The 12,789-nt window shown below is 67.9% G+C and carries 15 protein-coding genes; 6 read left to right on the top strand and 9 right to left on the bottom strand.

The genetic code is table 11. The features are described from left to right. Positions 1–96: 96 nt before the first annotated feature. The 3 genes from ABD679_RS02125 to ABD679_RS02115 are packed head-to-tail and all read right to left on the bottom strand — an operon-like array spanning position 97 to position 1,407. On the bottom strand, positions 97–543 hold the full coding sequence (locus ABD679_RS02125) for a hypothetical protein (RefSeq protein WP_344758298.1): 447 nt from the start codon (positions 541–543) through the stop codon (positions 97–99). Between the two features lie 5 nt (positions 544–548). Then, positions 549–878 (bottom strand): hypothetical protein, encoded by a 330-nt coding sequence (locus ABD679_RS02120; RefSeq protein ID WP_344758297.1) that lies wholly within the window; start codon positions 876–878, stop codon positions 549–551. A 58-nt stretch (positions 879–936) separates the two neighbouring features. Then, the gene (locus ABD679_RS02115) at positions 937–1,407 is read right to left on the bottom strand and encodes a peptidoglycan recognition protein family protein (protein WP_344758674.1); all 471 of its coding nucleotides are present in this window, start codon (positions 1,405–1,407) and stop codon (positions 937–939) included. Positions 1,408–1,620: 213 nt separating this feature from the next. Between ABD679_RS02115 and ABD679_RS02110 the strand changes: the two genes are divergently transcribed. Genes ABD679_RS02110 through ABD679_RS02100 form a run of 3 tightly spaced genes read left to right on the top strand, consistent with a single transcriptional unit; the run spans position 1,621 to position 3,167 of the window. After that, positions 1,621–2,337: a hypothetical protein gene (locus ABD679_RS02110; RefSeq protein WP_344758295.1), complete on the top strand. Its 717-nt coding sequence runs from the start codon at positions 1,621–1,623 to the stop codon at positions 2,335–2,337. 3 nt (positions 2,338–2,340) lie between these two features. Then, on the top strand, positions 2,341–2,829 hold the full coding sequence (locus tag ABD679_RS02105; protein WP_344758293.1) for an RNA polymerase sigma factor: 489 nt from the start codon (positions 2,341–2,343) through the stop codon (positions 2,827–2,829). Further along, on the top strand, positions 2,829–3,167 hold the full coding sequence (locus ABD679_RS02100) for a hypothetical protein (protein WP_344758292.1): 339 nt from the start codon (positions 2,829–2,831) through the stop codon (positions 3,165–3,167). Before ABD679_RS02105 ends, ABD679_RS02100 begins: the two co-directional genes overlap by 1 nt. 42 nt (positions 3,168–3,209) lie before the next feature. Here ABD679_RS02100 and ABD679_RS02095 read toward each other — a convergent pair whose 3' ends face one another. Beyond that, the gene (locus ABD679_RS02095) at positions 3,210–3,710 is read right to left on the bottom strand and encodes a DinB family protein (RefSeq protein ID WP_344758291.1); all 501 of its coding nucleotides are present in this window, start codon (positions 3,708–3,710) and stop codon (positions 3,210–3,212) included. Positions 3,711–3,828: 118 nt separating this feature from the next. Between ABD679_RS02095 and ABD679_RS02090 the strand changes: the two genes are divergently transcribed. Continuing rightward, on the top strand, positions 3,829–4,467 hold the full coding sequence (locus tag ABD679_RS02090) for a TetR/AcrR family transcriptional regulator (protein WP_344758290.1): 639 nt from the start codon (positions 3,829–3,831) through the stop codon (positions 4,465–4,467). Between the two features lie 165 nt (positions 4,468–4,632). Here the strand turns inward: ABD679_RS02090 and ABD679_RS02085 are convergent, their stop codons facing one another. Together ABD679_RS02085 and ABD679_RS02080 are read right to left on the bottom strand one after the other, a co-directional pair. After that, a complete protein-coding gene (locus tag ABD679_RS02085) occupies positions 4,633–5,877 on the bottom strand; it encodes a DUF4785 domain-containing protein (protein ID WP_344758289.1) in 1,245 nt (414 codons plus the stop codon). A gap of 10 nt (positions 5,878–5,887) precedes the next feature. After that, a complete protein-coding gene (locus ABD679_RS02080) occupies positions 5,888–6,751 on the bottom strand; it encodes a hypothetical protein (RefSeq protein WP_344758288.1) in 864 nt (287 codons plus the stop codon). A gap of 347 nt (positions 6,752–7,098) precedes the next feature. Between ABD679_RS02080 and ABD679_RS02075 the strand changes: the two genes are divergently transcribed. Next, a complete protein-coding gene (locus ABD679_RS02075) occupies positions 7,099–7,272 on the top strand; it encodes a DUF1328 family protein (protein WP_344758287.1) in 174 nt (57 codons plus the stop codon). 48 nt (positions 7,273–7,320) lie between these two features. Here ABD679_RS02075 and ABD679_RS02070 read toward each other — a convergent pair whose 3' ends face one another. From ABD679_RS02070 to ABD679_RS02060, 3 genes are all read right to left on the bottom strand, one after another. Next, positions 7,321–9,123, bottom strand: a complete 1,803-nt coding sequence (locus ABD679_RS02070) for a non-ribosomal peptide synthetase (protein WP_344758286.1) — start codon at positions 9,121–9,123, stop codon at positions 7,321–7,323. 1,093 nt (positions 9,124–10,216) lie between these two features. After that, on the bottom strand, positions 10,217–10,951 hold the full coding sequence (locus ABD679_RS02065) for an SDR family NAD(P)-dependent oxidoreductase (RefSeq protein ID WP_344758285.1): 735 nt from the start codon (positions 10,949–10,951) through the stop codon (positions 10,217–10,219). Between the two features lie 3 nt (positions 10,952–10,954). Beyond that, positions 10,955–11,533: an NADPH-dependent F420 reductase gene (locus ABD679_RS02060; RefSeq protein ID WP_344758284.1), complete on the bottom strand. Its 579-nt coding sequence runs from the start codon at positions 11,531–11,533 to the stop codon at positions 10,955–10,957. Positions 11,534–11,669: 136 nt separating this feature from the next. Here ABD679_RS02060 and ABD679_RS02055 point away from each other — a divergent pair, with 136 nt between their 5' ends. Next, entirely contained in the window at positions 11,670–12,563 is an 894-nt protein-coding gene (locus tag ABD679_RS02055) for a LysR family transcriptional regulator (RefSeq protein WP_344758283.1), read from the top strand. Positions 12,564–12,789: the final 226 nt, after the last annotated feature.

The following is a 12,789-nucleotide window of genomic DNA, read 5'->3' as shown; positions in this document are numbered from 1 at the left end:
GGCAGGACTCCCCTCCTCCGGTACGGTGCGCCCACTCTACCCCGGGACCACGCCTGCAGTGTCTGCAGCACGTATGTCACCGTGCGCGTCGAACCGCTACTGCGGATCCATGCCGTCCGCGGGCAGCAGCACCAGCGGTTCGCAGGCCTCCACGCTGCAGCCGAAGTGCCGCGCTTGCCCGCCGTTCGACCAGGTCGCCGTGCCACCGCCGCCGATCGTGAAATCCCAGGTCACACCTTCACTGCGGAGCTTCCCGGAAATCGAGCACGGCAACTGGTAGAACCCGGCGTACGGCGGCTGTTCGTACTGCTGGCCCAGCCGGAAGAACTCCGCCACTTGCTGCGCCGACAGCCGCCACTCGTGGCACGCCGCCTCCAGCGGATCGCCTGGCTCGCCACCGTACCGCGGCTCACCCACATCAATGATCCGCACTCGCTCCGGTATGTTTCCCATGGAATCCGGGGGCATGCATCCAGCAGCGCACGCGGCAACCAACACCGCGATGGCCAAGCCGCGCACGGCGATTCCCTTCCTGTCTGGCATCAATCTCAGTCTACGTCCGGCGGGGTGTATTCCCACATCACCAACTCGCTGCATTCCGATGCCATACAGCCGACGTAATGGGTATCGTTTCCATTACGCAGGACCGCCTTTGCTGCGCCATTGATACTGAATTTCCAGGCTCGCCCATCCGATCCCAGCACACCGGAAATCATGCAGGGTGCCGTGTCGAAATCATGGTGGTAGCGACGCGCATCGATGCGTTCACTGAGCAGGAAGAATCGCTCTGCCTGCGCTGCCGTCATCGCCCACGACCGGCAGATTCCGGGCGCGCCTTCCTGCGCGGACGCCGATGGGTCGACAGTGGTTCCTGACATGGAAGCAACGTGGCCATCCCGCACTGCGTTCGATTGGCATCCAATCACCATCGAGGCGCTAATCGCCAGAATACAGGCCCTGATCCTCACCTTCCGTCTTTCTGGAAATCGTGTCGTGTGCATAAACATCGGCATCCTGGAGGCTGTAGGCTTTCTTCAGAATCCGGACAAGCACCTTGATCGACTCGGTCTGCTCCGGTGTCGGCGCATCCCAGGTCTTGGTGCTCTCGTCGTACATGGCAACGACTTCTATCCCGACGCTGTCCTCATTGGTTGGATATCTCTCCGGATATGCCTTGACCTTCTCGTGGTTGTACACCTTCGTCGGATTCCAACCCCGCCCTTTGATCAGCTTGGCCTCGCCCGCCGAACACGTGCCCCCAGCCATGCAGCGGGACTTGATCTTGCCCACGTGGTTGGTGTGCTTGAGCAGGCTCGCGGTCTGGTAGACCGTGCCGTCCTTGTCGAAGTAGAAATGCGTCCCGAAGCCATTGGCCGCGGAGTTGAGCCCGTTTGATAACCGATCCAGGGGCGGGGTTCAACGTGCACGGGGCCAAATGGTGGGGGGCCGTCGCGCTGGAGACATCGCGGTTTGCGGCGAACGCTATCGTTATTTCCGCCACTACCGCGGGCCGCGGGACGAATCGCGAAGGATCACAATCCCGGATGAAGGAATCCGCCGCTGGCGTGTAGAAGGATGGGAGCGGCCCGCACGCGGCCGGAGCAATGAAGGAGAGCAGGCATGCGGATTCTGAAGACCTGGGCTACGGCATTCGTCGCGATCGCGGCGCTGGCGGGCTGCGGGCGCGAAGGCGGTGCTGCCGCCACCGACGGCGAGGCGAAGGCGGTGCAGGTCTACGAGGTACCGCCGGCGCAGCTGCAATCGGTGCAGCAGGCGCTGGATATGGTGCTGAGGGTCGACGAGATCGGCTCGGTGACCAGCAGCGGCGGCCGGCTGGTGGTGCTGGCCCCGTCGAGCACGCAGGCGTCGATCGACAAGGCGATCGCGACCCTGTCCAGCCAACAGGCCGACGCCGGGCCGGTCGGCGAGGCGCCACTGCGCCTGCGCTTCTGGCTACTGGCAGGCAGTTCCGGGACCGGCGCGCCGGATCCCCGCCTGGCGCCGCTCAAGCCGGCGCTGGACGAGGCCTCGAAGAGCCTCGGGCTGCAGGGATTCACGCTGCAGGGATTCACCGACGTACTCATCTCGCCCGGCAAGTCCTTCAACTCGCAGGCAGGCAATTTCCTCGTCGACGGCATCGCGAACCGATCCACCGCCGGCGTGATGCTCAGCGCCAACATCCAGGTGGCGCAGGCAAGCGGCAACTGGGAAAGTCTGGTCCGCACCGAAGCGCTGTTGGATCCCGGCCAGTTTCTGGTCCTGAGCACCAGCACCGGACCGGACGGCACCATGGAGCTGGTCGTCGCCCAGGCGCAGCTGCCCGCGGGCAAAGACTGACGCATGCCGATCGACGAGACGGAACTCGTCGCGTCGTACCGGCGTGTCGAGCACCCGCTTTACAACGCGCTGTATCGCATGCTGTGGGACGCACAGGAGTGCCAGGACGTGCTCCATGACGCCTACCTGCGCCTGTGGCAGCGCAAGCGCCGCGTCGATGCCGCGCGCATCGACGCGCTGGCCTGGACGGCCGCGCTCAACCTGGCGCGCAACCAGTTGCGCTGGCGCCGGCTGCGCGGCTGGACGCCCCCGCCGGAAGCGTTGGATGCCATCGCCGGCGGGGACGACCCGCAGGCCATGGCGGAGCATTCGCGCCTGCATGCCGCCCTGCAGCGCCTGCCCGCGGCGATGCTGGAAGTGGTGCTGATGGCCGAGTTCAGCGGCATGGGCACGCGCGAGATCGCGCAGGCGCTCGGCGTGCCGGAGGGCACCGTCGCCTCGCGCAAGCACCACGCGGTGCTTCGGTTGAAACAATGGCTGGGAGGACACTGATGGAAGACGATCGGATGCCGACTGCCGCATTGGCCAGGCTGGCACCGCCGCCGGGCGGCGAACGCCGGCTGCGCGAAGCGCTGCGCAAACATCAGGCGCGCGGCTTCGACTGGCGCCTGCCGCTCGCCGGTGCCTTCGCCTCGCTGTGCATGCTGGTGCTTGCCTACGCGGTGGCGCGACCGGACGCGTCGATGGACGCCGAGATCCAGCGTGCCGTGGCCGGGGCCGTGGCACCCATCGACGGCATCCGTGTCGCCGGCGCGCGCATCGAACCGGTCGCCACCCGGGACCCGGGCGTTCGCATCTACCGGCTCGCAGGCGATCCGAGAAAGCCCTAGCGTCCCTGCGGCGCGGCACGCGATCCGGACAGCACGCCGCCCTCAGGCCGCGCGTCGCCGGGCAGGCGCCTCCGCCTCGTGCAGCCAGGTCGTGAAACCGTCCTTCGCCGGCGGAACCGAGTCGAACAGCATGATGGCGCTGACCTGCCCGCGGTGGCCGACGCCGTGGGTGATCACGTGCATGAGCATCTCTTCGCGCGCCATGCTGCCGGGTTTGCCGTCGGTGAATGTGAAGTCGATGCGCTCTTCCAACTGCGCGCGGTCGAGCGTGGCAACGTAGTCGACGTACTCGCGATCGCTGGCACGCATGTCGGCGTCCAGTTGCGCCAGCGCCGGCATCTCGCTGGCGTTCGCCGAGTCGTATGCGTGCGGCTGGCGCCGCAGATGCGCGGCGAAGATGCGGTCGACGATATAGGTGTGGCTCAGTGCCCGGATCGCCAGCGGGACGATCGGCGAGTCCTCGCCCAGCGCGGCCAGCCGGTCCAGCAGTTCGGCGTTGGCCCAGGCCTTGTAGTGGAACAGGCGTTGCAATGTGTGGTGCATGTCGTGGTCTCCGTGGGGCCGTGCGGCGCGTTGCGCGTGGCGGTTTGCATCGCATCCGCATGCCGTCAGGATATGAGTGATCACTCGCTTTTAATACTCGCATTGGCAGGCTGCAGGCATGGCACGCAAGCCACCCACGAAACCGCGCAAGACCGCCACCCAGCAACGTTCGCGCGCAACCGTCGACGCCCTGGTCGAGGCAACTGCTCGCATTCTGGTCAGGGAGGGCTTCGACAAGGCCAGCACCAACCGCATCGCGGAGGTGGCGGGGGTGAGCATCGGCTCGCTCTACCAGTACTTCCCGTGCAAGGAAGCCCTGGTCGCCGCCGTTATCGAACGCCACCAGCAACGGATCGCGCGTACGGTGCGCGGCGGGCTGGCCGACCTCATGGCCATGCCGGTCGAGGCCGCGATGCACAGGCTGGTTGCCGTCGCGGTGAAGGGGCACCGCGTCGAGCCCGCGCTGCATCGCGTGCTCGCCGAGCAGATCCCGCGCGTGGGCAAGCTGCGGGATGCGGAAACCTTCAGCCGCGAGAACTTCGCGCTGTTCAGGACATACCTGGAACAGCATCGCGGCGAGCTCCGCGTCGACGACCTGGAGCTCGCCTCGTTCGTCTGCGTGACCACGATCGAAGCACTGACCCACAACGCCGTGCTGCACCACTCGAAGATGCTGTCCGGCGCAGCGATGGAAGCCCTCATCGACGAAGGTGCGCGCCTGGTCAGCGGCTACCTGCTGCCCATGCCACCCGCCTGAGCCCCGCGGGCAGCGACCGGTGCGCCTCGACTGCCCGTATTCCGCTTCGGCGATCCGAAGAGGTGTTCGCGGAGATCATCGGCAACAATCTGCGGACGCTCCTGCACAACCCTTCGGCCTGAGCGACGCGACACCCGCACGGGCACCGCGCCGCTTGCCGTGGCGTCAGCGCCCGATCAGCGGCCGGCTTGCGACGCGGGCCGCGCGCTCCCGGTATTCCAGTCGCCCCATGCGTCCCTGGTCGTGCAGGCCAAGCTGGCGCAGTTCGTAGGGCGCGGTGGCGTCGCGGGTCACCTCGGGCGGGAACACCAGTGTGAGCGCACCCGCGCCGCGGCCGAGCCAGTCGGCCGCATGCCCGACCGCCACCGGCGCCAGCGCGCCCGCCCGGTCGGTGCCGTACAGCACCGCGCGGACCTCGTAGCGGCCCGGGCTGCCCACCTCGACCGGCAGGTCGAACGCCAGCTGGCCGCCGGCATCGCTGCGCGCGATGTACCGGCCGCGCAGGCGCGCGGTGGGCGCGGCAACCTCGAAGGCGACCTTGGCGTCGCGCAGGACTTCGGCACCGTCGGCATCGCCCGCGGCCAGGACATGCGCTTCCCACAGGCCGGGCACGGTCGAAGCGTCCTCCGGAAGCATGGCCTCCAGGTCGATGCCGTTGCGCGTGCGGTTTGCCCGCAACGGGAAATCGCGGCCGTCCGGCGCAACGAGCATGCCGCCGATCTCCTGCAGTCCGGCGTGGCCGGTCTCGCTGTCCAGGCTCGCCTGCAGGCTGACACGGTCTCCCGTGCGGTAGGCCGAAACCGGGTTCTCCACGCGCAGCGCGACCGCACTGTCGGGTTCGCGCACGTGGACGACGTAGCGGCCGCGCGCATCCGCGACCTGCAGGTCGAACGCGCCGGCGCCCAGCGCGGGACTCAGCCGGAAGCCCAGCGCCCCGGGCGCGAATGATGCCCCCGTGGCGGCTTCCAGCGCCGCCTGCGGCGCGAGGGCGACGGTGGCGTCCCGGGCCGCGACGGCGCGGCCGCCCTGCCGGACCTGCAGGGCCTCGGGCGCCACGCCGCGGCTGTCGCCGCCACCCGGGCTGATGAGCACCAGCGCACCGGGGGCCGTGGTGTGGATGGTCACCCCGCGTGCGAGGGCGGCGCCGTCGACGTCCTTCCAGTATTCACGGCTGACCGCGGCGTACGGCGTCGGCGCGGTGATGGCGCCGGCGTCGTCAGGCAGCGCCCAGGCGAAATGCACCGGCGCGCGTTCGACCGACGGCGGCGTCGCCGGTGCGTCGGTGACGAGGCCGCGCAGGGTGACATCGCCCCGCGCGGCGGGCAGGAGCGTCGCGTCCTGTGCGTGGACGGCGCCGGCCAGTGCAAGGGCGGCGGCGAGGGTCGCGAGCGTGATGGTCTGTCTGGTCATGGTCGGCCCCTCACAGGTCGTTGCGCAGGATGACGTCCAGGCCGAAGCAGTTGCGCCGGCTCTGGTTGTGGTTGAGCACCCGCTGTTTCTCGGTGCGCTGGGTGTCCTGGAACCAGACGTAACCCGCCGCCGACTGGCTGCTGCAGTTGAGGAACCCGTCGGAACACGACGCCAGCCAGTTCTGGGTGAACTCCAGCCCCACGCTCTGCAGGTAGCCGCCGCAGTTGGCGTTCGCGGTGAACGGCGCCGAACGCACGTCGGTGCCGACCACGCTGTAGAAACTGCGCGGCAGCGACGGCCGGCCGCTGGTGCCATAGAGCCAGTCGGCGTTGTAGCTTGCCATCCAGCTGACCTGCTGCATGCGCACCGCGTCGTTCTTGTAACCCATCAGCCAGCCCAGCGCGGACTCGAACATGTTGCCTGCGATCACCGCGTCGGCCAGCGGCGTGCCGGCCGAGGACGGCGCCAGCGCATTGACCCAGCGGATGCGCGAGATGATCCCCGGGTAGCGGCTGTCCCACGTCGGGTTGGACATGATCCAGCGCATCACGTTGCCGCCGTTGCTGTGCGTGATGACCACCAGGTCGGTGATGTCGCGCGCGGCAATGAAGGACTGCAGCTGCCCGGCCACGCAGCCGGCCGCATCGTCGTGCCACATGTACTGCGTCAAGTCGCAGTTGATGACGACGTAGTTGGCCGGGTCCGGCAGTCCCTGCCGGATCGAGTTGATGTTGTCGTGGGTCCAGTAGTCGGATGCGGCGTCGGTATGTTTGCTCGTGCCGTGCACGAAGGCGACGCCGGTGGCGGCCTGGGCGCTGCCCAGTGTCGCCGCGGTGGCCAGCAACGCGGCCAGGACGATGGTGCGGATGCGCATGTTCCCCCTCCCTGTGGTCGGCGCGGGACCAGGCCCGGCCTGTGTCCATCGCCTCCCCGGCGATGGGCCTGACGGCACGCCCGAACCTACCGCCGCGGACCGCGCCGGTCTGGGCGCTGGCGCACAGTCCGCCGTGCTGCAGGGCGTCAATACGCTTGCCCGAGCCGCTGCGAAAAGGCTTCGCTGGAGGAAAGGAAGACGGGCAGCGTCGGCACCGTATCGCGGGTACGCTTCGCTCACTGCACGGCGTTGGCCGGCCTCGCGCACCCGCCCGCAGAACCGGCGGCCTCACGCCGAAAGGACGCGCCGCGCCTTAGGTTATGACGTCTTCCTGCCGGAGAACCACCATGATCAAGTGGGCCATCATCTTCGCCGTCATCGGCCTCATCGCCGGTGCGCTCGGCTTCGGCGGCATCGGCGGCGCCGCGATGGGCATCGCCAAGTTCCTGTTCTTCGCCGCGATCATCATCGCCATCGTGCTGTTCCTGCTGGGCGTGACGATTTTCAAGAAGGTGACCTAGGCGCGACGATGCGATGGCGCGTCGGGTACGACGCCGCGGCCTGCGCGGTCAACTACCGAACAGGCCGCGCAGGCGCGCCATCCAGCCACGCCGCTTCGCCACGCCCTCGCCCGGCAGCATGTCCGCGAGGATGCCGAGCGGGTCCGTCGCAATCGCGAGCACGTTGAGCCGTTTGCCGGTGTCGCGTTCGACACGCGCGATCATGTTGATCGCCAGCAGCGAGTCCCCGCCCAGGTCGAAGAAATTGTCGTCGGCGCGCGCCTCGTCGAGGCCGAGCAGTTCGCACCACAGCGCGGCGAGGTAGGCGATCCGGGCGTCGCCCGGCTGCTCCGCGGCCGGGGCCGCATGCGCGCCGCGGTCGGCAGGCATCGGCAGCGCCTTGCGGTCGGTCTTGCCGTTCGGGGTGGTGGGCAGCGCGTCCAGCACCACGATGTGGTTGGGGCGCATGTAGGCCGGCAGCGCCTCGCGCAGATGCTCGCGAAGCTGTTCGACCGGGTCGCCACCGCCTTCGCGCGGCACCACGTAGAGCACCAGGCGCTGGCTGCCGTTGCCGAAGTCGCGCACCGCGGCGGCGGCATCGCGCACGCGGGCATCCTCGAGCGCGGCGGCTTCGATGTCGCCCAGTTCGATGCGATAGCCGCGCAGCTTGACCTGGTCGTCGGCGCGGCCGTGGAAATGCAGCACGCCGTCGCGCAGGCTGCCGATGTCGCCGGTGCGGTACATGCGGCTGCCGTCTCCGGCGAACGGGTCGAGGCAGAAGCGCTCGGCCGTCAGGTCGGGGCGATGCAGGTAGCCGTCGGCGACACCATCGCCGCCGATCCAGATTTCACCCCGCTCGCCATCCGCCACCGGGTGGCCGTCCTTGTCGAGCAGATGGATGCGCGTGTTGTCGATCGGCCGCCCCAGCGGCACGGGGCCGTCACCGGGCTGGACGCGTTCGATCGTCGACCAGATCGTGGTTTCCGTGGGACCGTACATGTTCCACAGTTCGCTGCAGTGGCGCACGGCCTCGTTGGCCAGGTCGCGCGGCATCGCTTCACCGCCCACCAGCAGCTTGAGCCCGGCCAGGCGCGCGGCGCGCCCTTCGTCGTGCAGCAGGCGCAACAGCGTCGGCGTGGTCTGCAGCACGGTGACGCCGCTGCGCTGCACCAGCGACATCGTGGCGTCGGGATCGCCGAGCTCGGCTTCGCTGGCGACGTGCACGCGGCCGCCCGCCATCAGCGGCAGGTAGAGCTCGAGGGCGGCGATGTCGAACGACCACGTGGTCACCGCGCAAATGACGTCGTCCTCGCCGAAACCGGGCGAGTCGCGCATCGAGCGCATGAAATTGACCAGGTTGCGGTGCAGGATGCGCACGCCCTTCGGTTCGCCAGTCGAGCCCGAGGTGAACAGGACATAGGCCAGGTCGTCGCCGTGCACCGCCGGCAGCGCGGGCGATTCGCCGTCCTGCGGCGCGACGTCGCCGCCGATCTCGATGAGCGCGGCCTCGTGGTCGGTGATCGCCGCCGGCAGCGCATACCCCGCCAGCGTGACGACGCGACGGATCTGCGCGCGCTCGAGCATCGTGCGCAGGCGCCGGTCCGGGAACGCCGCATCGAGCGGCACGTACGCCGCGCCCGCGCGCAATACGCCGAGCGCGACGGCCGCCATCTCGCGCGACCGCGGCACGCAGATGCCGACCATCTCGCCGCGCACGACGCCATGCGCGAGCAGGTGCGCAGCGATCCTTCCGCTGGCTTTCCAGAGCCCGGCGTAGCTGTCATCGCCCGCGGCATCCGACACCGCGATACGCTCGGGCGTCCTGTGGACCTGCTCTGCGATCAGGTCCGGCAGCGACGGACCTGGAGACATCGCCGGCACGGCCGACGCTGCAACCTGTTCAAATACCGACGCACGCGAACCTCCGTACGGCATGGCTGAATTCCCCCTTGGTCGGCACGCCACCCCCGGCGCCCCGTTGCCTGCGACTGATGCTGGAACGGGCGTCGCAACGCCCTTCCTCACTCCCGTCCGATCCCCGTCGCTGCCACTGTCGTGGTCGCCAGCGAATCGACGGGCCGGGAATCCCTCAATAAGGTTTTACACAAGTCCGCGCGCTGTCGACCCCCTTCGGAATGGGAAAAATTCTCGGTTTGCCTGTTTTCAGGCCAAAAAACAGGGGCGGCACGCGTTTCTCACCACCTGCGGAGAGTATTGAACCGCGCCCCCATCCAGACACTCCCGGTATTGCAGTGGGAGCGGCCATGGCCGCTTCCACAGTCACGCGGTCGGTGGGAAGTCACGGAAAATTCCGCATCTCCATCGATGCGCGGCACGCACTATCGCGGCCGCTTCAGATGACTGCAGTCCCCTTTGAACCGTTGGCCGCCTGGCGTTTGGATTGGGCAAGTCCGCGAAGGTTTGGCTTGAATGAACTGGTCGCCGCCCGGCTGCTCGGAGATGGGGAAACCGGAGGCCGGAATCCGACACCTCGAATCATCATGTCGAATGACGATGGCACTGGCGATTGATGACGCCGCGAAGAGGAGTGCGAGCAACGGCGCGGGGGTCAACGTCGACTTCTTTGAAAGTCCACTTCGGGCCTGTCGTTCTGATGTCACGCCCCGCTCTTGCTGCCATCCATCGATTTTTCTGCATCATTCGCGAATCATGGATCGTGGCTGCGAGCCAACCGGATATGCCGCGAAAACATGCGGCGGATACGCGGGTTCCTCGCTACCAGAATTTCTGCATCGAAGGATGCCGGCTGCGCATGCAAGGCGGAACCGGCGCAGGCGATTCCGCCGGATGCGGATCGAACGATGCGATCCGGAAGACATGCGGCGGAATCCGCTGCGCGGGTTCCGCCCTACGAAGTGCCGGTTCACTTCTTGTGTCTGGAAGGCACAGCAAGAAGTGAACCTGGCCCGTTCCCGATCCCTGGCACCCTTCCGGGCGCAGCGCGTCAGATTTGCGCCAGGCCGCCGTCGACGGCGACCTCGCTGGCGGTCATGAAGCTGCTGTCGGGCGACGCAAGAAAGGCAGCCGCCGCCGCGACCTCCGCCGGTTCGGCCATGCGCTGGAGCGGATTCATCGAGGCGAACACCTTCATGCCTTCCTCGCCCACCGCTGCCTTCGCCAGTTCGGTCGCCGTCGGACCGGGCGACAGCACGTTGACCCGGATGCCGGTGCCCTTCAGGTCTTCCGCCCAGGTCTTCGCGAGGTTGCGCACGGCTGCCTTGCTCGCGCTGTAGACGCCGAACGCCGGGGCGCCGGTGGTGCCGGCGCTCGACCCGGTCAGGATGATCGAACCGCCTTCGCCCATCAGCGGCAGCGCCTTCTGGACCGTGAAGATCGTGCCCTTCACATTGGTGTCGAAGGTTTCGTCGATGTGTTCGGCGGTGATCTGGCCGAGCGCCAACAGGCTTCCTGTCCCTGCGTTGGCGAAGACGATGTCGAGGGTTCCGCGCTCGGCCTTCACCGCCGCGTAAAGCCGGTCGAGGTCGGCCAGATCGGAGATCGAGCCTTTCACCGCGCGAGCGTTTGGCCCGAGCTCGGCCACCGCGGCATCAAGCACTTCCTGCCGGCGGCCGAAGATGAAGACGAAAGCCCCCTCCTCGATGAAGCGCTTCGCCGCGGCGCGGCCGATGCCGGTCGCGCCGCCGGTGATCACGGCGGTCTTTCCAGTCAGTCTGTTCATCACTCACGCCTCCTGCTTGAAGAGGTTCTGGAAGATCAACGGCCCCCAGCTCTTGTCCGCGCGCGCCTGCACCAGCGCGCCGCCCTCTTCGAACCTGCCCAGATGGACGGGCGCGAAGCCAAGTTGTTCGGCAAGCGCCGCCACCGGCGCTGCGGCGCCTTCGTCGTCGCTCGCCAGGAACACGACCCGCCGGCCGCCCTTGACGCGCGGATCGGTGGCCAAGGTGCGGGCAACGAGATGATTGAAGCCCTTCACCACCCGGGCGCCCGGGAAGGCCTTGGCGACGACCGCGGAGGAGGCGCCGAATCCGTTCATCGCGTCGACGATCGTCTTGCCCTGCCAGCTCGCCAGGCGCTTGCCGACCTCGCCATGCTCCTCGAAGGGAACGGCCAGGAAAATGATGTCCGCCTGGATGGCGTCCGGCAGTGCCTTGGGGATGACCGTGGGCCCGATCGCCTCCGCCTGCGGCGCCAGGGCTTCGGGTGGCCGCCGGCTGGCGACCGCGACTTCGATGTCCTGCCGGGCAAAGGCGCGGGCGAGGGCCTGGCCCACTGCGCCGAAACCGATGATTGCGTAGTTCATGTCGTTCTCCATTTCAGTGCCTGGATTGGGTGTGGCCGGTCCCGATCAGGGCCGGCTGCCCAACCAATCTGACGCCCTTGACACATCAATACAATTGGCGAAACATCGCTTGATACGATCTACTTTTTAGATGGCAATGCTCGACAACGTCACCATCAACCAGCTGCGTGCGTTCGTGGCGGTCTGCGACCAGGGAAGCTTCTCCGGTGCGGCGCGGAGCCTCAGGCGCGCGCAGTCGGCCGTCAGCCACGCGATCAAGGCGCTGGAGGGCGCCTTCGATGTCGAACTGTTCGAGCGCAACACACGCAAGGCGCAGCTCACCGCGGCGGGCCGCAGCCTCCTGCCGGACGCGCGCGCGGTGATTTCACGCACGGAAGAAATGAAGAACCGCGCCAGTTCGATCGCCACGGCCGGGGTGCCGCAGGTGTCGGTTGCGATCGACGCCTACTTCCCGCGCGCCCACCTGATCGGCTGCCTGCGGACGCTGCAGGAGGAGTTCCCCACCGCAGCGATCGACCTGCGGATCACGACCATGCAGGGCGGCGAGCACCTGGTGCTCGAACGGGTGTGTGCCCTGGCCGTCACGATCGCGAACGTGCCGGAGGTGAACCCGGACGCCGTGGAACGCCGCTGGCTATGCGAGGCGGAGATGGTGACGGCATGTGCACCCTCCCATCCACTGGCATCCACACCGAACCCCATCCCCATGGACGAGTTCGGCCGGCACGTCCAGATCGTCGTGACGGACAACCAGCCCGGCGCGGAGAAGACCCAGCAGGGCGTCGCCGGCAAGCGCCAGTGGCTGGTCAACGATCTCGGCGCCAAGCGTGATCTCCTCAAGGCCGGTCTCGGCTGGGGACACCTGCCCCGGCACCTCGTCGGCGAGGACCTCGCGAACGGACAACTCGTCGAACTCGAGCGCCGCGCCTGGCACCTCGGCCCGCTCACGTTCATGACCTCGCAGCGCCGGGGCCACGATCTGTCTCCATGCGAGTCGCGGCTGGTCGAGCTGCTTGGCGAGGTCACGTAGGGCGGAACCGCCGAAGGCGATTCCGCCGGATGCGGATCGAGCGATGCGACCCGGAAGACATGCGGCGGAATCCGCTGCGCGGGTTCCGCCCTACGGATGTCTTCCCGAAGCAACCCGGACCCGGCAAGATGCAAGCCCGCACATCAAAGGATTGATGGGGTAATCCCCCCACGGGTTAGCTGACGCCAGAAGTGGAATTTTCTCGTACCCTTTCCCGAGGAGGTTC

This window comes from Luteimonas lutimaris, assembly GCF_039537065.1.
Lineage (GTDB): Bacteria > Pseudomonadota > Gammaproteobacteria > Xanthomonadales > Xanthomonadaceae > Luteimonas > Luteimonas lutimaris.
This window is presented reverse-complemented; position numbering and strand designations above follow the sequence as displayed.

Excerpts from the sequence above, each read along its gene's own strand:
- ABD679_RS02060 (WP_344758284.1), bottom strand. The coding sequence starts at position 11,533 with ATGAACTACGCAATCATCGGTTTCGGCGCAGTGGGCCAGGCCCTCGCC.
- ABD679_RS02090 (WP_344758290.1), top strand. The coding sequence starts at position 3,829 with ATGGCACGCAAGCCACCCACGAAACCGCGCAAGACCGCCACCCAGCAA.
- ABD679_RS02055 (WP_344758283.1), top strand. The coding sequence starts at position 11,670 with ATGCTCGACAACGTCACCATCAACCAGCTGCGTGCGTTCGTGGCGGTC.
- ABD679_RS02095 (WP_344758291.1), bottom strand. The coding sequence starts at position 3,710 with ATGCACCACACATTGCAACGCCTGTTCCACTACAAGGCCTGGGCCAAC.
- ABD679_RS02075 (WP_344758287.1), top strand. The coding sequence starts at position 7,099 with ATGATCAAGTGGGCCATCATCTTCGCCGTCATCGGCCTCATCGCCGGT.
- ABD679_RS02065 (WP_344758285.1), bottom strand. The coding sequence starts at position 10,951 with ATGAACAGACTGACTGGAAAGACCGCCGTGATCACCGGCGGCGCGACC.
- ABD679_RS02085 (WP_344758289.1), bottom strand. The coding sequence starts at position 5,877 with ATGACCAGACAGACCATCACGCTCGCGACCCTCGCCGCCGCCCTTGCA.
- ABD679_RS02080 (WP_344758288.1), bottom strand. The coding sequence starts at position 6,751 with ATGCGCATCCGCACCATCGTCCTGGCCGCGTTGCTGGCCACCGCGGCG.
- ABD679_RS02120 (WP_344758297.1), bottom strand. The coding sequence starts at position 878 with ATGTCAGGAACCACTGTCGACCCATCGGCGTCCGCGCAGGAAGGCGCG.
- ABD679_RS02110 (WP_344758295.1), top strand. The coding sequence starts at position 1,621 with ATGCGGATTCTGAAGACCTGGGCTACGGCATTCGTCGCGATCGCGGCG.
- ABD679_RS02100 (WP_344758292.1), top strand. The coding sequence starts at position 2,829 with ATGGAAGACGATCGGATGCCGACTGCCGCATTGGCCAGGCTGGCACCG.
- ABD679_RS02105 (WP_344758293.1), top strand. The coding sequence starts at position 2,341 with ATGCCGATCGACGAGACGGAACTCGTCGCGTCGTACCGGCGTGTCGAG.
- ABD679_RS02125 (WP_344758298.1), bottom strand. The coding sequence starts at position 543 with ATGCCAGACAGGAAGGGAATCGCCGTGCGCGGCTTGGCCATCGCGGTG.
- ABD679_RS02070 (WP_344758286.1), bottom strand. The coding sequence starts at position 9,123 with ATGTCTCCAGGTCCGTCGCTGCCGGACCTGATCGCAGAGCAGGTCCAC.